The sequence below is a fragment of the Sphingobium sp. 3R8 genome (genome assembly GCF_020166615.1).
Lineage (GTDB): Bacteria > Pseudomonadota > Alphaproteobacteria > Sphingomonadales > Sphingomonadaceae > Sphingobium > Sphingobium bisphenolicum.
The window spans coordinates 43,230-61,246 of the sequence record NZ_JAIQXR010000026.1 but is presented as its reverse complement, the minus strand read 5'-3'; the positions used below and the strand labels follow the sequence as shown (position 1 = coordinate 61,246).

Annotated in this window: 17 protein-coding genes; 9 read left to right on the top strand and 8 right to left on the bottom strand. The window is 65.4% G+C overall.

Annotated elements, in window-relative coordinates; genetic code table 11:
- Nucleotides 1-502: 502 nt before the first annotated feature.
- From K9B33_RS20150 to K9B33_RS20125, 6 genes are all read right to left on the bottom strand, one after another.
- Nucleotides 503-1,750, bottom strand: a complete 1,248-nt coding sequence (locus tag K9B33_RS20150) for a replication initiator protein A (RefSeq protein ID WP_224550907.1) — start codon at nucleotides 1,748-1,750, stop codon at nucleotides 503-505.
- Between the two features lie 105 nt (nucleotides 1,751-1,855).
- The gene (locus K9B33_RS20145; RefSeq protein ID WP_224550906.1) at nucleotides 1,856-2,878 is read right to left on the bottom strand and encodes a ParB/RepB/Spo0J family partition protein; all 1,023 of its coding nucleotides are present in this window, start codon (nucleotides 2,876-2,878) and stop codon (nucleotides 1,856-1,858) included.
- The gene (locus K9B33_RS20140; RefSeq protein ID WP_224550905.1) at nucleotides 2,875-4,068 is read right to left on the bottom strand and encodes an AAA family ATPase; all 1,194 of its coding nucleotides are present in this window, start codon (nucleotides 4,066-4,068) and stop codon (nucleotides 2,875-2,877) included. The genes K9B33_RS20145 and K9B33_RS20140 overlap by 4 nt, the downstream gene beginning before the upstream one ends.
- 413 nt (nucleotides 4,069-4,481) lie before the next feature.
- The gene (locus K9B33_RS20135; RefSeq protein WP_411974045.1) at nucleotides 4,482-5,873 is read right to left on the bottom strand and encodes a carboxylesterase/lipase family protein; all 1,392 of its coding nucleotides are present in this window, start codon (nucleotides 5,871-5,873) and stop codon (nucleotides 4,482-4,484) included.
- A 17-nt stretch (nucleotides 5,874-5,890) separates the two neighbouring features.
- On the bottom strand, nucleotides 5,891-6,940 hold the full coding sequence (locus K9B33_RS20130) for an oxidoreductase (protein ID WP_224550904.1): 1,050 nt from the start codon (nucleotides 6,938-6,940) through the stop codon (nucleotides 5,891-5,893).
- The gene (locus K9B33_RS20125; RefSeq protein ID WP_224550903.1) at nucleotides 6,937-7,659 is read right to left on the bottom strand and encodes an arylesterase; all 723 of its coding nucleotides are present in this window, start codon (nucleotides 7,657-7,659) and stop codon (nucleotides 6,937-6,939) included. Before K9B33_RS20125 ends, K9B33_RS20130 begins: the two co-directional genes overlap by 4 nt.
- Between K9B33_RS20125 and K9B33_RS20120 the strand changes: the two genes are divergently transcribed.
- The 3 genes from K9B33_RS20120 (at nucleotide 7,658) to K9B33_RS20110 (ending at nucleotide 11,718) form a co-directional block, all read left to right on the top strand.
- Nucleotides 7,658-8,359 (top strand): ABC transporter ATP-binding protein, encoded by a 702-nt coding sequence (locus tag K9B33_RS20120; protein WP_224550902.1) that lies wholly within the window; start codon nucleotides 7,658-7,660, stop codon nucleotides 8,357-8,359. The two genes, K9B33_RS20125 and K9B33_RS20120, sit on opposite strands and share 2 nt — an antisense overlap.
- Nucleotides 8,356-10,878, top strand: coding sequence for an ABC transporter permease (locus K9B33_RS20115; RefSeq protein ID WP_224550901.1), 2,523 nt, complete (start codon nucleotides 8,356-8,358; stop codon nucleotides 10,876-10,878). The genes K9B33_RS20120 and K9B33_RS20115 overlap by 4 nt, the downstream gene beginning before the upstream one ends.
- 114 nt (nucleotides 10,879-10,992) lie before the next feature.
- Nucleotides 10,993-11,718, top strand: coding sequence for a cupin domain-containing protein (locus K9B33_RS20110; RefSeq protein WP_224550900.1), 726 nt, complete (start codon nucleotides 10,993-10,995; stop codon nucleotides 11,716-11,718).
- Between the two features lie 55 nt (nucleotides 11,719-11,773).
- Here the strand turns inward: K9B33_RS20110 and copD are convergent, their stop codons facing one another.
- Nucleotides 11,774-12,637 (bottom strand): copper homeostasis membrane protein CopD, encoded by an 864-nt coding sequence (gene copD / locus K9B33_RS20105; protein WP_224550899.1) that lies wholly within the window; start codon nucleotides 12,635-12,637, stop codon nucleotides 11,774-11,776.
- Nucleotides 12,638-12,643: 6 nt separating this feature from the next.
- Complete coding sequence (gene copC, locus K9B33_RS20100; RefSeq protein WP_224550898.1) at nucleotides 12,644-13,018, bottom strand: copper homeostasis periplasmic binding protein CopC; 375 nt, start codon at nucleotides 13,016-13,018, stop codon at nucleotides 12,644-12,646.
- A gap of 153 nt (nucleotides 13,019-13,171) precedes the next feature.
- Here copC and K9B33_RS20095 point away from each other — a divergent pair, with 153 nt between their 5' ends.
- From K9B33_RS20095 to K9B33_RS20070, 6 genes are all read left to right on the top strand, one after another.
- Nucleotides 13,172-13,435: a hypothetical protein gene (locus tag K9B33_RS20095; RefSeq protein ID WP_224550897.1), complete on the top strand. Its 264-nt coding sequence runs from the start codon at nucleotides 13,172-13,174 to the stop codon at nucleotides 13,433-13,435.
- Complete coding sequence (locus K9B33_RS20090) at nucleotides 13,432-13,869, top strand: periplasmic heavy metal sensor (RefSeq protein WP_066609119.1); 438 nt, start codon at nucleotides 13,432-13,434, stop codon at nucleotides 13,867-13,869. Before K9B33_RS20095 ends, K9B33_RS20090 begins: the two co-directional genes overlap by 4 nt.
- Entirely contained in the window at nucleotides 13,866-14,429 is a 564-nt protein-coding gene (locus K9B33_RS20085) for an RNA polymerase sigma factor (RefSeq protein WP_224550896.1), read from the top strand. The genes K9B33_RS20090 and K9B33_RS20085 overlap by 4 nt, the downstream gene beginning before the upstream one ends.
- A 24-nt stretch (nucleotides 14,430-14,453) precedes the next feature.
- A complete protein-coding gene (locus K9B33_RS20080; protein ID WP_224550895.1) occupies nucleotides 14,454-16,196 on the top strand; it encodes a copper resistance system multicopper oxidase in 1,743 nt (580 codons plus the stop codon).
- Nucleotides 16,193-17,158 (top strand): copper resistance protein B, encoded by a 966-nt coding sequence (locus K9B33_RS20075; protein WP_224550894.1) that lies wholly within the window; start codon nucleotides 16,193-16,195, stop codon nucleotides 17,156-17,158. Before K9B33_RS20080 ends, K9B33_RS20075 begins: the two co-directional genes overlap by 4 nt.
- Before the next feature lie 137 nt (nucleotides 17,159-17,295).
- Nucleotides 17,296-18,009 carry a copper resistance protein B gene (locus K9B33_RS20070; RefSeq protein WP_224550893.1) on the top strand — a complete coding sequence of 238 codons (714 nt, stop codon included), beginning with the start codon at nucleotides 17,296-17,298 and terminating at the stop codon, nucleotides 18,007-18,009.
- Nucleotides 18,010-18,017 lie beyond the last annotated feature (8 nt).

Genomic DNA, 18,017 nt, shown 5'->3' with positions numbered 1-18,017 from the left:
ATGGCGTGGGCGGTCGTCACCAAATATACAGGCTGCCTCCACCCCCGGGACGGTTTCGATTCGCGGCCAATTTCGGGAACGTTCGATCCTGCTCGACGGATCGATGCGGCGGCAGGTTGCTGCACCTGCTCGGTCGATGGTATCCATATCCAGAAACACGTCGGAACGCCATGTCGGGGCATGATGAACATCTGTCACTTAGGACAGACCCATATTCATGCCTGGCAAGTTCGTAAAATGTCGATCCCATCGGAAACGCTCGGACAGGGAAGGGGCCTTCTCGCGTGCGTATCAATCGACCATCGTGTTTTCAGAATCACGGGCAGATCGATGATCGCATCAACGCGCCTCTGTCCGGCTGCTGTTTAGCCTTATGCCAGGACGCACGCTTTTCCTCGGATTATTGATCCAGGTCGACCCCGGCAGGCCAATGCGCCGCCACACCGTTGGAGGATCAAATGAGAAGAATATATGATTCTGAAAACACGTTGACGGGCGACAATCAGGAACGCAGCTTATATTTGTTGCGCCGATGATGTTCCTTTACGAAGCCGTAGAACCGCTTCGAATAATTGCGTGGCAGTTCATGCGGATTGGCGCCGAGAAAGGCATCGAAACGCCGCATCAACTCGTCATAGTCCCAGCCGGGGAAATCGCTGCGGATCGCCGCATGAACCTCGGCGTCCAATATCTCGCCGGCACGTCCGCTCGCAGTCGCTGCGCGACGCGCCTTGCTTTTGTCCGCACCGGGGCTGCGCAATTCGCCAGCCGCCTGTGCGATCAGCCTCATGGCTTGGCGGGGATCGATCATCTCATCGCCGTCGCCCGTATCGGGCGCAGGCGGGGAGGGGAGGGGACCGTTGCGTCCCGTACGGAGCCGTTCCGCCATATGTCGGCGCATCACCATCCGCATCTTGGGCTTCGTGCTATCGGGATTGACGACTTCCAGGCTTATGTCCGGCAATTCGTTCGCGCGAGCGAGGTCGAGCAGCTTGCGCTTGAACACCGGATAGCTGCTCTCACTGCCACTCTTCTGGTGCAAGGTTTCGAAGCCGATGACGAAGCCGTCGGCGCCGTTGCCGCCGGCATGTTTGCGCGACGCACGATAGAGCCACTTGCCCAGCCCACTGGTGATCTCGAAATAGAGCGGTGATATGGCCAGCACATTGCGCTTGTCCATCACCCCGTCGAAGAACCATTTGGACAGGGTGATTTCCATACCCAGCGATCGTTCCGTCCGCTCGTCAACCAGGTGGGTATAGCTGTCGATCCAGGAGAAGGTCGTTTCCCGGCTCTTGGCGCTGGCCCGGATATTGGTCTTGATCGTCGTCGCCTGCAATCGGTCGAGCGCACTCACCAACCGCTCATAGGCCCGGCCGCTGGTGCCCCAACAGATGCGCTTGAGCAGGTCGCCGGGCTGAAGGCGAATGACGGGCGACAGATCATTCAGTCCCCGCTCGCGTAGCTCGTTCAGATGCGACGCCAGATATATCATGATATCCGCGTCCCAGATCGTCGCCATGCCGTAGGTCGGATTGGCCGAGACATGGACGGTCACCGACTTGTCGGGACTGACATATTCGATCGGCTTCACCCGCTTGCGCTTCGACAGGCTGAAGAAGGGACGCTGCATCGTCTCTTGATAATCACGCAGCGAAATATCGCTGAAATCAGGCAGGGTGAAGAACATTTCGAACTGGACCTTGCGCTCCTTCAGCGCCGTCTTGAGTTCGCCCTCACTCCCCACCATGCCATCCCGTTCCCGCTGTCCCCCTGGGGGGAAATTGACATAACATTCTGAAATATAAAGATTATTCCTCTATTTTCAGCTTTTCGTCCGTATATGGTCTGCTTTTCAGCGTCGTTTCGCGTTGCGGATGCGCGCCGCGTCGATCACAGGACGCAACGCTTCCAATATCGCATCGGTCGACAGATCAGATGGCGTCAGCGACAGGGTCAATATCTTCTGCTGATCTTTCACCACCTCGCCGATCGCCTTGCCATTGCCGGCCGCAATGGACGCCTTCTGCACGCGGCCCTTCACGGTTACGGCCTTGAGCAACCGTCCCATCACTTCGACGCCGCTGATCGGCTGCTCATCCCCCGATCGACGGAAGCTCTGCTCGGAAGCGATCTGATCAGCCGCGGTCTCCAGCTTCGTCCGGCTTGCCGGATCGCGCAGCAGCGGCAGGAGCTTCTCGCCATATTTGGCCTGCAAATCCATCGGCGAATGGAAGGCGCTCACCAGGAAGGGCGGGATGTCCGTCAGCGCAATATAGCGCGATAGCTGCGACTTGGAGATTTTCAGCCGCTCGGCCATCCGCAACTGGACGCCGCCATAGAAGCGATCGACCGCCGCCTTATAATTCAGGCCACGTTCCAGGTCGGAAATATCCTCCCGCTCGCGATTTTCTATATCCGCGAGGCGGAAGGCCGCTTCATCGTCCAAATCCTCGATGATCGCGATCAAATCGATGTCAGGATAATGATTGCCGTTGAGCCAGCTGATCGCCCAGTGCCGCCGCGTTCCCGTGACCAGCTCATAGGGCAGGGGGCCGTTGGGCGTGCGCCGCACCACCGCGGGAATACGGTTGCCGCCTTCCGCCAGAATCGAATCGATCAGGCTGCGCAGACGATGTTCGTCCAGCAGCGTGTAGTCGCGCGCATTGCCCGGCCAGATCGAACATTCCGCCGGCTTCAACCTTATGGTCGGCCGCTTCACGATCCGCGCCGCCTCACCGAAGGCTTCCAGCCGCTTGTTGGTGAAATTGACGCGCCCGGCCGCCGCCGCTGTGGCGTCCGCTTCGGCAGGAGCGAGCGGTGTCGGTTCATTGGCGACGGCGGCCAGCGCTTCGCTGATCAGGGACCGCCGGCTCATGCCGCCACACTCACACCGGCGTCGGTGCCGGTCAGGCTGGTCGACGACCATTGCTGGCGAATCTGCTGTTCGACTTCACCGAACACAGCGTCCAGATTGTCGCGGCACCGCGTATAGGTCTGGTGCGAGGCTGACGGCCTGGATTCATAGATGGAACGGAACGCCTGTGTCGCATTCTTGATTTCTTCCGACGCGAGGATCGGTTGCCCGAGCAGCAGCCCGGCATAGGTCGCCTGCATGATGCGCCACATGTCGTTCTCGCCAGGCTTGCTGGGGGAAAAGGTCGAACACACTACGCGGATGAAGCCGTAATTGACCGGTGTGCCATTTTGTTCGAGGATTTCGATATTGTCTGCGATCGTGTCCATGAAATGGATGGTCGACAGATAATCGAGCTGGCGCGCCGGCACCGGGATCAGCAACCCGGTCGCGGCGGCCATAACGTTGAGGCCGAGGAAGCCCATGGCTGGCGGCGGATCGAGCAGGATGACGTCGAAATCCTTGGTTACGCTGGCGATGCCGATACGCAGCGCCTGCAGACTCTCACGTACCGCCTGCCCGCCCTCGCGCAGGGTGGAGGTCAAATCCCATTCCGCATCCTGCAATCCCAGGCTGGACGGCACGATCTTGATCGTCGGCCAGGGCGTGTCGCGGATGGTTTCGGCGAAGTTGCTGAAGGTGCTGCGCGGGGACAGAAACGCGCCCAGCGTCTGGTCGTCGTCGATCAGCGTTTCGGGCTGGATGTCGAACATGGTTGTGGTCGATGCCTGCGGATCGCAGTCGATCACCAGCACGCGATAGCCATGCAGCGCGAGATAATCGGCCAGATGTTTGGTGATCGTGCTCTTGCCGACGCCGCCCTTGAAATTCTGCACCGCCAGCACGACCGCATCCTCGTCCGGCTGCTTGCCGACATGGATGCCCAGGGCTTCGCGAATCTGGGTCAGGTCTTCCAGCGTGTAGAAGCGGCGGCCATTGGGCAGCTGCTTGGGCTGCGGCAGGCGCCCCTTGGCTTCCGCCTTGGCCAGGGCCTCCGGCGTGCGCCCGATCAGCTCCGCGGCCACAGTGGGGCCGAAGGTGATATCGAGGGTCTTGTGCGCATCGGGACGGAACACGATCGTCTTGATATGATCGCGCATTTGCTGGCAAGCGGTCGTGACGTTGCGCAGCGTGTTCACGGTAAACGACATGGCGCCCCTCATACCCGAATCATGACGATAAATTGGTTCGCGTTTTATGCGCTCAATTGCTCGTCAAAGTCAAACCGGGGAGAGAGTATGGCGAAGGAGGCGTCCTCCCCTCTGTGGCGGTGCATCAAAAGACAACCATGGGCTATGCCGCCAGGGAAACGGATTGGAGCCTGCTGGCAGCCATGAAACCTCTAACCATAGGGTTGGCCTTGGGGCGACGCGGCTTTAGGGATTTTATTGAGGGATTAGAGGGGTTAGCCGCTCGGTTCGGAGCAAAAAAGCCGTTAAATGATACGAGTCGGAGACAAGCCGTGCAATCCGATCACACGTTGATGACAGTCCGATAACACGCTGCAAGGATTCTGAAAGCACGATCAATTGGTTGTGATAGCACGTTGGCGTACGCCTCGATCTCAAGGATTCGTGACCGCCTTGGCGCTATCCTGCGCGCCGATATCCATCATCGCCGGCGTGTCGGGATCGTAACGACGCCAGCGCGGCAGACCGGCGCCATTGGGATCGCCCGTGCGGACGAAATTCACCAGATAGTGGCTGGCGATTCGCCCCATCCCCCGATCGGCCTCCGTCGTCGCGGTCCCATATTTTACCGCGACCGTATCGAAGAAATAGGGGATTTCGCTGGCATGGCCCGCGCCTTTCGTCTCCGCGTTCCGCAGCGCCTGTGCGACATAGGAAAAGCGGTAAGGATAGGTCGGCACGCCTTGTTGCGCGAACATCCGCGCCATCGTGCGGGCGCCCGTCACCATCGGCCCGGTCGGCCCGCCAATATCGTCGCTGGTTGCGCCGATCATCACCGGCACTTTGGCGAAGCGGCCCGCTCGATAGGCAGCCAGGCTGTCGACCGCGACCCGACCGTCGGCGATCGGACTGCTATGGGTTCGCGGGCCGGGCGCGAAAAGCGCGGCCAGATTCAGCCCGTCGACCACGGCATCGGCGGGAAGCGCCCGTAATTGCGCCAGCGCCTGCGGGTCGTTGGGCGCGATGCCCTTCTTCTGCCCGAACGCAGCGCCGGTCGCTTCGGCCCCCGCCAGCGTGGCGTCGCCCATCGGCATCGGACCACCCGACTGGATCACCGCCTTGTGGAACAGACCCTGCGCCATCGGCGACGTCAACAGCGCATGGACCGACATGCCGCCCGCGCTTTCGCCGATGATAGTGACATTGGCCGGGTCGCCGCCGAACGCCGCGATATTGTCCCGCACCCAGCGCAGCGCCGCGATCTGGTCCATATAGCCATAATTGACCTGCCGTCCGCCGTCCGCATCCGCCCTGGTCAGCGCGGGATGAGCGAAGGTGCCGAAGCGGCCGAGCCGATAGTTGAAGCTCACCACCATGATGCCCTGCCGCGCCAGCGCCGCCCCCGCATAGGTCGGCGGCGACGACCCGCCATTGACGAAGCCTCCGCCATAGATCCACACCATCACCGGCAGCTTGGCGCTCCGCCCCTGCGGCTTCCACAGATTCATAAAAAGGCAATCCTCCGCCGGTGGCGTGCCGAGCGGCGCGGCGTCGCTGGGGAAGGGGAGTTGCATACAGTCATGGCCATAGCGGCTGGCGTCGCGCACGCCCTGCCAGCGCTTGACCGGCTGGGGCGCACGCCAGCGCAGGTCGCCCACCGGCGGCGCAGCGAAGGGAATGCCCTTGAAGGCGACAACGCCCTCTTCGTTCACCCCGCGCAACGCGCCATCCGCGATGGCGACGACTGGCGCCATGTCCGACCGCGCGCTGGCGACAGGCGCCGTCAGGGCAGCGGCCAACAGCACGACTCGCAAGGGCAAAGCCATTTCTATTCTCCCGTCCTTCAGGGCAGCGGCAGCGTCACCACCCGTTCCGCGCGCGCTGACAACAACGCCGCCTCGATGACTTCCTGCACCGCCACTGCCTCGTCCAGCGAAATCGGCGGCGCGCTCCCAGTCGCCCATGACTCGGCCATCTGCCGATAAAATTGTTCCTGGCATCCCCTCGCCGCCGGACGCCGCGTCATCCCGCCGGCACCGTCATGCACTTCGACCGGATCGGTGTCGATGCCCCATCCGGCATCATCCGGCCGCATCCCGGCGATCAACTGCCCCTCCTGCGGATCGAGCCGCCGTTTGATCAGCGATCCCTTGTCCCCATGCACGGCGAAACGCGGACTGCCGCCGCCCGCGGCATCGGGCGCATGCAGGCTGGCGTGCAGGACGACCCGCATCCCGTCATAGCGCAACACCACTTGCGCCCAATCGTCCGCGACCGATCCAGGGCGCAGCGCCACGATGTCGGCGCTCACCGCCAGCGGACGCCCGAACAGCGCCAGCGCCTGATCGACCAGATGCGGCCCCAGGTCGAACCATACGCCCGATCCGGCCGACCCATCCTCGCGCCAGCGATCCCGCACCTCCGGCCGAAAACGGTCGAAATGGGATTCGCAATGCGTCACCCGCCCGATCGCGCCCTCTTCTATGGCGGCCCGGACGCTCAGATAGTCGCTGTCGAACCGGCGATTGTGAAACACCGCCAATTGCCGCCCGCTCGTCCGGGCCAGCGCCGCCAGCGCGCGCGCCTCGGCCAGCGACAGGGAGAAGGGCTTGTCCACCACCACATGCTTGCCTGCCCGCAGCGCATCCGCTGCAATCGCGGCATGTGTTGCACTCGGTGTCGCAACCACCACCGCTTGTATCGACGGGTCGGCCAGCAGATCGCGGACTGTCGCCATGCAACGGATCGCCGGGTCGAGCGCCGCGACCTCTTCCGCCCGGCTGGTGACGATCGCCGTCAGTTCCAGCGCGAGCGCGGCGCGGATCAGGGGCACATGAAAGACGCGCCCCGCCATGCCATAGCCGATCAGGCCGACCCTGATCCGCTCCGTCACGATGGCAATGCCCCGGCCACCACCGGCGCCAGCTTGCCGACGATGACGGTTACGCCCTTGTCATTGGGGTGGATGCCGTCGGGCAGTTGCAGCGCCCGGTCGCCGATCACCCCGTCCAGCATGAAGGGATAAAGCGTCGCATCATATTTGCGCGCCAGATCGGGGAAAATGGGGTTGAATGCTGCGGCATAGTCCGGCCCCATATTGGGCGACGCCATCATGCCCGTCAGCAGCACCGGGATGCCGCGCTTCTTCAGTTCCGCCAGGATCGCGTCCAGATTAGCCCGCGTCTCGGCGGGAGCAAGCCCGCGCAGCATATCGTTGCCGCCCAGGCCGACCAGCATCAGGTCGGGCTGGCGCGGCAGGCCGTCGAGCGTGAAGGCCAGCCGCGTGAGGCCCGCCGCGGTCGTGTCGCCCGACACGCCGGCATTGACCACCCGCGCCTTCACCCCGCGCGCTTTGAGCGCCGCTTCCAGCACCGGGGCCAATCCCTTGCCCTGATCCAGATTATAGCCGGCATAAAGGCTGTCGCCGAACGCGACGATCAGCCGCTCATCGGCAGCCGGTGTCGCCGCGGCGGCGGCATTGGCGACCGGCTGGTCGTTACCCGCCGGGGGCGGGACTGGTGTTTTGTCCGAACAGGCCACCGCCAGTTGGACAAACAACGCCAACGCCCCATATTGCATCCACCTGCCCGCCAAGGAGCGCTCCTTCTTCATGCATTTGCCCATCGATCCCGCCACTATCGCGATCCGCGCGCAGGATGTCACCCTTTCGCTTGGAACGCGCGATGCGCCGGTGGCGATCCTCAAGGGTGTCGATCTCACCATCTTGCGCGGCGAAAGCCTGGCGATCCTGGGCGCATCAGGATCGGGCAAAAGCTCGCTGATGGCGGTGCTGTCGGGCCTCGAACGCGCCAGCGGCGGCAGCGTCAGCGTGGGCGGCGTCGATTTCGGTGCGCTGGACGAAGATGCGCTGGCCCGCGCCCGGCGCGGCCGCATCGGCATCATCCTGCAAAGCTTCCATCTGCTCCCCACCATGACGGCGCATGAAAATGTCGCCGTGCCGCTGGAACTGGCGGGCCATGCCGATGCCTTCGATCGCGCAGCCGACGAATTGCGCGCCGTGGGCCTCGGCCACCGGCTGGACCATTATCCCGCGCAACTGTCGGGCGGTGAGCAGCAGCGCGTCGCCATCGCCCGCGCGGTCGCGCCGCGCCCGACCCTGCTCTTCGCCGACGAACCGACCGGCAATCTCGACGCCACCACCGGCGCGACGATCATGGACCTGTTGTTCGAACGGCAGCAGGCGGCGGGTGCGACCTTGGTCATCATCACCCATGATCCGGTGTTGGCGCAGCGCTGTGGCCGGATCGTAGAGATGCGCGATGGCCTCATCGTGTCGGATCGCGCCGCATGAACGCCATCGGCTGGGGCGCAAGCTGGCGCATCGCCCGGCGCGACCTGCACATCGGCTTTCGCGGCCTGCGGCTGCTCTTCCTCTGCCTGTTCCTGGGCGTCGCGACACTCGCCGCGATCGGCAGCCTGACTGCGGCGATCACGCAGGAATTGAGCGACCGAGGCCGCACTCTGCTGGGTGGTGACATCGAAATCGCCATGACCCAGCGCGAAGCCCGCCTTGGCGACAAGGAAGCCTTCCGCCAGCTTGGCACGCTCAGCGAAACCATCCGCCTGCGCGCCATGGCGCAGCGGGACGGGCAGGGGAGGGGGAACGCCCCGCCCGCCGTCCTGACTGAACTCAAGGGCGTCGATACCCTCTATCCTCTCTATGGCGCGCTCACCCTGCGCAATGCCACGTACCGCCCGCTCGATCCCGACCAGATCCTGATCGGCGACGCCTTGGCGGATCGGCTGGACGTCCGCCCCGGCGACCGGTTGCGCTATGGCACGGCCAGCTTCACGATAGCCGGCATCATTGCCGACGAACCCGATCGCCTCGGCGAAGGATTCACCCTCGGCCCCGTCGCCATCGCCTCGCTCGACGGCCTGCGCCGCACCGGCCTGATCCAGCCCGGCAGCCTCTATTCCGCCAAATATCGCATCCGCCTCGCCCCCCGTTTCGACGCCGCGACCGTGCGCGCCGACATGGAAAAGGCGCACGATGCCGACGGCTGGACCTTCAAGGACCGGGATCGCGCCGCGCCCGGCGCAAACCGCTTCATCGATCGGATGGGGCAGTTCCTGTCGCTGATCGGCCTCGCCGCGCTGGTCATTGCCGGCATCGGCGTCAGCAACGGCGTCGCCTCCTATCTCGCGGCCAAGCGCGGCGGCATCGCCACCTTGAAGGTGCTGGGCGCGACTTCGACCGACATCGGCCGCATCTACCGGATGCAGGTCGGCGCGGTGGCTGCGCTGGGCATCGTGACGGGCCTGATCGTCGGCGCGCTGCTGCCGCCGCTGATCGTCGCGCTGGCGGGCGACGTGCTGCCGGTCAGCCCCGGCTTCCGCCTCCATCCTGTGCCGCTACTGACCAGCGCCGCCTATGGCCTGCTCATCGCCTTCCTCTTCACCGTCCCGCCGCTCGGCCGCGCCCGCACCCAGCCGGCCGCCGCCATCTTCCGCGGCGCCGTCGAAATGCGCGGTGGCACCGATCGGCGCAGTCTTCTCGCCATGGCCGGAGCTGGCGCGCTGCTCGTCGCCCTCGCGCTGCTGACCGCGCGCGAACCGCTCTTCTCCGCTGCCGTGCTGGGCGCCGCCGCAGCCGTCCTGCTCCTGCTGCTTGGTCTTGGCTGGGCGGTGCGACGCCTCGCCCTTCTGGCACCGCGCCCGCGCCGTCCGCTGCTGCGGCTTGCCGTCGCCAATCTCCACCGCCCCGGCGCGCAGACCGCTGCGCTCATCGTCGCGCTCGGCCTCGCCCTCACCCTGTTTGTGACGCTGGCGGGCATCCAGACCAGCCTGGACAGCGAAATCCGTAATGTCGTGCCGGAAAAAGCGCCCAACCAGTTCATCCTCGACATTCCGTCGGCGCAGGTCGACCGCTTCCGTGCCATCGCCCTCGAACAGGCGCCCGAAGCGCAGCTCAACATCGTGCCATCGCTGCGTGGCACGATTGTCGCCTATCGCGGCCAGCGGGTCGCCGACCTCAAGGCATTGCCCGAAGGCGCCTGGTTCCTGCGCGGCGAACGCGGCGTCACCTACAGCACCGCCCTGCCGCAGGGTAGCGATCTGGTCGCCGGCCAATGGTGGCCGCGCGCCTATGCCGGCCCGCCGCTCGTCTCGCTCGATGAGGAAGCGGCGAAGGTCATGAATATCGGCATCGGTGACACGCTGACCGTCAGCATATTGGGGCGTGAGATCACGGCGCGTATCGCGTCGCTGCGCAAGGTCAACTGGGACACGATGGGCTTCAACTATGTCCTCGTCTTCTCGCCCAATGCGCTGGCCGCCGCGCCGCACAGCCTGACCGCGACGATCACCATGGACGCGCGCCACGACGGCGGCATGACCCGCGCGCTCCTGTCGGCCTTCCCCGGCATATCGGTGATCGCGGTCGGCGACGTCATCGATCAGGTCGGCACGATCATGACCCAGATGTCGCGCGCGATCGTTGCCGCCGCCTCGGTCGCGATCCTCGCGGGCATCGCCGTGCTGGTCGGCGCGATCGCCGCCTCGCGCCAGGCCCGCAGCTATGACAGCGTCATCCTGAAGACGCTGGGCGCGACCCGCTGGCAGATATTGGCGGGACAGGCGCTCGAATATGGCCTGCTCGCGTCGATGCTGGCGCTGGTTGCGCTGGCGCTCGGTACCACCGCGGCCTGGTTCGTGATCGTGCGCATCTTCGACTTCAGCTGGTCGCCCGACTGGCCGATAGTGCTGGCGACGCTGGGCGGCGGTGCGCTGCTGACATTGGGCATCGGCCTCGCTGGCGCGATCCCGCTCATGTCGGTTCGCCCCGCGCGCGCGCTGCGGCAGTTGTAGCGGCCGAACCCGCGGCAAACGGCAGGGCGCACGGCCATGCGCCGCGCTCTTGGCGCATAGTGCCGCGCACACCGGATATCCTGCCGCCTTCTGACCCATCCAAGGAAGGCCGGCATGACCAGCACCGCAACCCAAACCCGCACCCGTTCCTTCATCGACCTGCGCGCCTGGGCGGCCGATACCGTCGCCGCCGCGACCTCGGGCGATCCTTTCCTGACCGCGCGTACCGACCTGTCGCTGGCGGAGGGACCGATCAGCGTGGGCCTCATCGCGTTGCCGCAAGGGGCAGGCGAAGTGGCAAAGATGCCGGCCGAAGAATTCATCATCGTCGCATCGGGCGCGGTGCGTATCGAACAGGGTGACAAGACCATTGCTCTGGTCGAAGGCGACAGCCTCCTCCTACGCGACGGCGCGGCTTGCACCTGGACGGCCGACGCCGAGACGCGCCTGCTCTTCATGCGTCGCACCGACGGCCCTGCTGGCGACGGCGCGATCATCCCGGTCGATATCGACGCGCCGCTCGAACCGTCGGGCGCGCCGCTCGCCGAACTGCTTGTCGGCCCGACACCGCAGTGCCGCAACCATGGCGACTATAAATCGGAAGACGGCGAATTCATGGTCGGCACCTGGGATTCCACGCCCTATCATCGCCGCGCGATGTTCTACCCTCATTATGAACTCATGTATCTGCTCGACGGCAGCGTGACCTTCGTCGACGAAGACGGCGCGGAAGGCACGTTCGACAAGGGCGATATCTTTCTGGTGGAACAGGGCGCCAGCTGTAGCTGGAACAGCCAGGTCCATGTGAAGAAGGTCTATTGCATCTACCGCCCGGCCTGAGCAGCCTTAAGCGCCCGCTGCTTCCGCGGAGGCGGGGACAGCGGTGCTATGGCGATCACCCCATCGGATCGAGCGTCCCCAGCCAGGCCACAAGTCCGATAATGGCGATGGCCGCGCTTGTTTCGATCAGCAGCGACAGCCGCAGATGCGCGATCGCGCGCTGCGGCGTCCCGCTCTCCAGCGCCGGCGTCAGGCGCCAGCGATTGACCGCCGCCAGCCCCAGCATCAGCGCGAACAGCGCCAGCTTCGCGCCCAGCAGCCATCCATAAAGGCTCCCGACCAGATCGGGCAACTGCGCCAGGCCGACGATCATCACGCCATTGATTGTACCGCTCACGACCAAGGTCGCGACGATCAGCGTCCCCATCAGGGCAAAGCGGGACAGCATGGCGGCCACGCGCGCCGTCTCGGCCGTGGTCGGCCGCAGCGTGAAAATGGCGTGCAGCAGCACCGCCAACGCTCCGATCCATCCCGCCGCCGCCCAGATATGCGCCACGTCGGCGATCCGATGGATCGTCCCCGCCATCGCCTCCGTCGCTCCGGCATGCCCGGTCCACGCCAGCGTAGCGGCCGCTACGGCCGCCGGGATCGCGGTCAAACGCGGGCGACTGGCGGCCGCGAACAACAACGCCAGCAGCAATGCACCACCGCGCACCGCCAGCACCGGCCCGATCGGCGTCATGGTCAGCAATATCTCCGCTGTCGGCCAATCGGGGGGCAGGATCGACACGCCGGTCATCGCCGCGACGCTGGCGAACAGCCATAGCGCAGACAGCGCCATACCGCCCAGGGCCAACGCCACCAACAGACCGCCCCGCCCCGCCATGCCCATGACCCGCCAGAAGAGCGGCAGGCCCATGAGCAGGGCAAGGTCGAGCATCAGCGCAAGCCGCGCCCCGATCAAAACCCCCTCGATCATGACGGCTTACTTGACCTTGAAGCTGTAGCCGCCTTCCATCTTATGCTGGTCGGCGCCGACAATATGCCATTTCAGGTCATAGCTGCCGGCGGGCAGCGCGCGGGGGAAGGTCAGGGTCATGGTCTTGCCGTCGACCGCGGTCTTGAAACCCTTGATCGGCATCGCGGGATGGTCGCTCATGCCCGGCATCCCGGTCATCACGAGTTCCGCGCCGCTCATCGGCGCCAGGAAGGTTTCGGAAAAGGTCAGACTCAGCTTGGTCGGCTTGGCCACGGTCGCATTGGCCGCGGGGGTGGACGACACCAGCTTGCTGTGCGCGATCGCAACGCCCGGCAGGGTCAGGGCGAAAGCGGCGGCGGCGGTCAGGAACAGGCGGGTCATATCGGCATCTCCAACAAATGGGTGGGACAGGGGGTATCAGGGGGATTTACGCATGGACTTGCCGGACCCCTCGCCCCATGCGCATAATTTTTACGCCTCATGCCATGAGGGATGCACGTCCCCCGCGCGTATGCGGGAATGAGGATGGAGACGATGATGACCGATCTGGATCAGTTGCTGGGCACGGTGCGCGCGATGCCGACCGATGCGCGGCTTGCGGACATGGACGCCGCGGTGATGGGCGGGCTCGCCGAACGGCGCGACCGGATGACGGCGCGGCGCAGCCTGGCGCTCGCCGGCCTGCTCGCGATCGGCATCGGCTGGGCCGGCAGCATCCTGCCCGCTGCGCCGGCGCAGGCTGCGCCCATGCCGATCGGCATGTCCGACTATGCGCCGTCGCGCCTGCTCGGCCAGTGACCCTGCGCCGCTACGCGCTGGTCGCGCTGGTCGCCTTCGCCGCCGCGCTGGCGGCGGTTCTGGTCGCGCGCACCTGGCTCGCGCCGACGCCGCGGGTGGAAAGCGAAGTCCACGCCCTGCTGCACCAGCGGATGACGCTCGACGCCGCGCAGGAACAGCGCATTCACGCACTGGAAGCCGCGTTCGCTACCCGGCGCGAAGCGCTGGAGGCGGAAATGCGCGCCGACAATGAACGGCTCGCCGCCGCGATCGAGGGCGAACATGGCTATGGCCCCAAAGTGGCCGAAGCGGTCGACCGCTCGCATCATGTCATGGGGCAACTGCAAAAGGAAACGCTCCAGCACATCTTCGCGATGCGCGGCGTGCTGCGGCCCGATCAGGCGGCGCAATTCGACGCCGCCATCGTCAAGGCGCTGACCCAGCCCGCCCGGTGAGTGCGGCCGACTCCGAACCCGACGACCGGACGCTTGCTACCCGCGCGCTGGCGGGGCATCAGTCCGCCTATGGCGCGTTGATGGCGCGCCACCGCGACGCCGTCTGGCGCCTCGCTCGCGGCCATGTCGGCGATGGCGATGAGGCGCTCGACATCACGCAGGAAACCTTCGTCGCCGCTTTCGCCGCGCTCGCCCGCTATGATGGCGCGCGCCCGTTCCGCGTCTGGATCGCGCGCATCGCGCTCAACAAATGCCGCGACTGGGCGCGTCGCCGAACGGTGCGGCGCTTCTTCGCCTTCGCCAAACCGCTCGACGACGCGCTCACGATCGCCAGCCCCGACCCCACGCCGGAGGACGTCGCCCACTCGCAACGCGAAGTCGCGCGCATCAACGCCGCCATCGCCGCGCTACCCGCCAATCTCAAGGACGTCCTCCTGCTGCGTACCATCGAACAGATGAGCCAGGCGGAAACGGCGCAGGTGCTGGGCGTCACCGAAAAGGCGGTCGAAACCCGCCTCTATCGCGCCCGCGCGAAACTAACCGAAATTTTGAGGGTTTAGCGCCCCGTCTGCGTATGACAGGGCATGACGACATCCATCGCCCTCGATCGCCGCACCCTTTTCAAAAGCGCTGCGGCGCTCAGCCTCGCGGGCGCCTTCCCCGCCTGGGCGCGCAGCGGCACGCCGGGCCTGCATCCCGCGCCCGGCGTTTTGTCGGGCGACCGCATCGCGCTCACCGTGGGGGAAAGCCATTTCGGCACTGGCGGTCGCTCCGCCCATGCGATCACGATCAACGGCACCGTCCCCGCGCCACTCATCCGCCTGAAGGAAGGGCAGCGCGTACAGCTCGCCGTCACCAACACGCTCAAGGAAGACACGTCGATCCACTGGCACGGCCTGATCGTCCCCTTCCAGATGGACGGCGTGCCCGGCATCAGCTTCCCCGGCATCCGTCCGGGCGAAACCTTCACCTACGACTTCCCCATCCGTCAGTCGGGCACCTACTGGTATCACAGCCATTCGGGGATGCAGGAAGCGATGGGCCATTATGGCCCCATCGTCATCGACCCCGCCGGTCCCGATCCGGTGCAGGCGACGCGGGAGCATGTGATCGTGCTGGCCGACTGGTCGCCGGTCCATCCGCATGTGCTGCTGAAACGCCTTAAGCAGATGGGCGGCTATCATAATTTTCAGCGCCAGACGCTGGCCGGCCTGCTCGCGGGCAAGGATCAAAGCCTCAAGGACCGGATGGACTGGGGCAAGATGCGCATGGACCCGACCGACATTTCCGATGTCACCGGCTCCACCTACAGCTTCCTCATCAACGGTCACGGCACGCCGGAAAACTGGACCGGCCTGTTCACACCGGGCGAGCGCGTTCGCCTGCGCATCATCAACGCGTCCGCCATGACCAATTTCAACGTCCGCCTGCCCGGCCTGCCCATGACGGTCGTCCAGTGCGACGGCCAGCATGTCCAGCCGGTCGAGACGGACGAATTCCAGATCGGCATCGCCGAAACCTATGACGTGATCGTCCAGCCGACCGAAGCCAAAGCCTATGGCCTGATCGCCGAAGCCATCGACCGCTCCGGCCAGGTCCGCGCCACGCTCGCGCCGCAGCTCGGCATGGTCGCGCCGATCCCGGACCTGCGCAAACGCCCGCTGCTGACCATGAAGGACATGGGCATGGACATGTCCGGCATGGACATGGGGCAGGGGGGCGTTATCGACCTCAGCCAGCCCGCCAATGACAGCATGTCCGGCCACGCCATGAAGATGCTCGACCCCTCCGTCGCGCCCGATGTGCCGATGGGGCCGGGCGTCGCGACCCTTTCCGCCATGCCCGCCGATCGCACCGCCGACCGGCCGACCGGGCTGGAGGATGTCGATCATCGCGTCCTCACCTATGCCGACCTGCAGTCGCTCGAACCCAATCAGGACATTCGCACGCCGACCCGGTCGCTCGACATCCACCTAACCGCGAACATGGAACGCTATATGTGGTCCTTCGACGGGGTGAAGCTGTCCGACGGCGCTGACCCTATTGCCTTCCGCCACAATGAACGGGTCCGCGTCACCCTCATCAACGACACGATGATGCCGCACCCCATCCACATCCACGGCCATTTTTTCCAGTTGCTGACCGGCGACGATCCGCTCCACAACCCGCGCAAGCATACGGTGAACGTCCTGCCCGGCGGCAAGGTCAGCTTCGATCTCACCGCCGATGCGCTGGGCGACTGGGCCTTCCACTGCCACATGCTGATGCACATGCACGCCGGGATGATGCGCGTCGTCACCGTCCGTCCCGCGGAGGACGCGGCATGAAGCGCCTGATCGTCGCCACCCTGCTGGCCGCCAGCATCGCTACGCCCGCGGTCGCGCAGGACCATAGCCAGATGGACCATAGCGCGCACCAGATGCCGCAGCCGGAAGCGGCACCTGCCGCCGCAGAACCCGCCGATCCGCACGCCGGCCATAGCGCCCCTGCGCCAGCAGAACCATCCAACCCCCATGCCGGCCACGCCATGCCCGCATCCGATGACGCGGTGCCCAAAGGCGTCGCGCCTCCGGTCCCCACCGATCACGCCGCCGATGCCCTCTACGATCCCGCCACCATGGCCCGCGCCCGCGCCGCCATGACGAAGGAAAATGGCGGCATGACTTTCTCCCAGCTCATGATCGACCGCTTCGAATATCGCGCGCAAAAGGGTGGCGATGGCTATGCCTGGGAAGGCGAAGGCTGGATCGGCGGCGACATCGACCGCCTCGCCATCAAGTCGGAAGGGGAGGGTGAAGCCAGCGGCCGCCTGCACCAGGCCGAACTCCAGGCGCTCTATAGCCGCGCGATCGATCCCTGGTGGAATATCGTCGCGGGCGTCCGTCAGGATTTCCGCCCCCAACCACAGCGCACCTATGCCACCATCGGCATCGAAGGCCTCGCCCCCTATTGGTTCGAAGTCGAAGCGCAGGCCTTCCTCTCCAACAAGGGCGACGCCCATCTGCGGGTCGAGGGCAGCTATGACCAGCGCATCACCCAGCGCCTCGTCCTGCAACCCGCCGCCGAAGTGAATATCGCCGCGCAGGACGTGCCGGAACTCGGCGTCGGATCGGGCTTCTCGACCATCGAACTGGGCCTGCGCCTGCGCTACGAATTCGCTCGTGAATTTGCGCCCTATATCGGCGTCAACTGGGAACGCAGCCTTGGCGACACCGCGCGCTACGCCCGCGCGGCGGGGGAGGGGGCGTCCGCCACCAGCCTGGTGATGGGCATCCGCTTCTGGTTCTAATGCAAGTCATGTCGGCATAAGCTGCCGCATCCCGGCAATAATTTGTCATCAACGCGGCGACCGGCATCCCGCTTCGCGCAATCGCGCCGTACCGCCCGTCTAGTCTCTGCCCGATACCGCAAAACGGATAAGGGTAGATGCTGCGTACCGCCTGTCTGGGCTTGTCCTTCCTGAGCGCGCTGGTGATGGCGTCGCCGGCCGCCGCCCAGGCGGACGAAACCGGCGCATGGGCGCTCAGCGGCGGCTTCGATCTCATCGAATTGCGCGCCGGCAAGGGCGACGATGTTTTCCTGTGGGACGGCACTTTCTCCCTCGGCAACGCCACCGACCAGTTGATGCTGGTGACGCAGGGCGGCGGGGCGCTCGGCAACCAGATCGACGAAGTGCAGGCCCGGCTTTTCTACGGCCGCGCCATCGGCAATGCGACGCTGCTCGTGGGCGTGCGCAAGGATTTCACCCCCCATCCGCGCGACCGCCACGCCATCGTCGGCGTACAGGGTAATGTCGGCACGCGCCTCAGTTGGGAAAGCTACGCCTTCCTGTCGGACAATGGCCGGCTGACCGGCGAGGGGCAGATCGTCTATCAACTGCCGATCACCGACAGCCTCTATCTGGAACCGCGCGTCGGCGTCGGCTGGTCGGCGCAGGGGGTAGCGGTGGATGCCGTGGAATCGGGCTTTACGGAGGGGGAGGGGACCCTGCGCCTGCGCTACCGCCTGACACCCAAGCTCAACATCTATACGGCGGTCGTCCATGAACGACTGCTCGCCGGCACCCGCCGCCTCGCTCGCGCTCAGGGCGATACGCTGCAATCGACCATGGCGGTGATCGGCTTTGCCTTCAGCTTGTAATGTCTACG

Coding starts and splice junctions, on each gene's coding strand:
- K9B33_RS20150 (WP_224550907.1), bottom strand. CDS start 1,750: ATGGTGGGGAGTGAGGGCGAACTCAAGACGGCGCTGAAGGAGCGCAAG.
- K9B33_RS20145 (WP_224550906.1), bottom strand. CDS start 2,878: ATGAGCCGGCGGTCCCTGATCAGCGAAGCGCTGGCCGCCGTCGCCAAT.
- K9B33_RS20140 (WP_224550905.1), bottom strand. CDS start 4,068: ATGTCGTTTACCGTGAACACGCTGCGCAACGTCACGACCGCTTGCCAG.
- K9B33_RS20135 (WP_411974045.1), bottom strand. CDS start 5,873: ATGGCTTTGCCCTTGCGAGTCGTGCTGTTGGCCGCTGCCCTGACGGCG.
- K9B33_RS20120 (WP_224550902.1), top strand. CDS start 7,658: ATGCATTTGCCCATCGATCCCGCCACTATCGCGATCCGCGCGCAGGAT.
- K9B33_RS20125 (WP_224550903.1), bottom strand. CDS start 7,659: ATGAAGAAGGAGCGCTCCTTGGCGGGCAGGTGGATGCAATATGGGGCG.
- K9B33_RS20115 (WP_224550901.1), top strand. CDS start 8,356: ATGAACGCCATCGGCTGGGGCGCAAGCTGGCGCATCGCCCGGCGCGAC.
- K9B33_RS20110 (WP_224550900.1), top strand. CDS start 10,993: ATGACCAGCACCGCAACCCAAACCCGCACCCGTTCCTTCATCGACCTG.
- copD (WP_224550899.1), bottom strand. CDS start 12,637: ATGATCGAGGGGGTTTTGATCGGGGCGCGGCTTGCGCTGATGCTCGAC.
- copC (WP_224550898.1), bottom strand. CDS start 13,018: ATGACCCGCCTGTTCCTGACCGCCGCCGCCGCTTTCGCCCTGACCCTG.
- K9B33_RS20095 (WP_224550897.1), top strand. CDS start 13,172: ATGATGACCGATCTGGATCAGTTGCTGGGCACGGTGCGCGCGATGCCG.
- K9B33_RS20080 (WP_224550895.1), top strand. CDS start 14,454: ATGACGACATCCATCGCCCTCGATCGCCGCACCCTTTTCAAAAGCGCT.
- K9B33_RS20075 (WP_224550894.1), top strand. CDS start 16,193: ATGAAGCGCCTGATCGTCGCCACCCTGCTGGCCGCCAGCATCGCTACG.
- K9B33_RS20070 (WP_224550893.1), top strand. CDS start 17,296: ATGCTGCGTACCGCCTGTCTGGGCTTGTCCTTCCTGAGCGCGCTGGTG.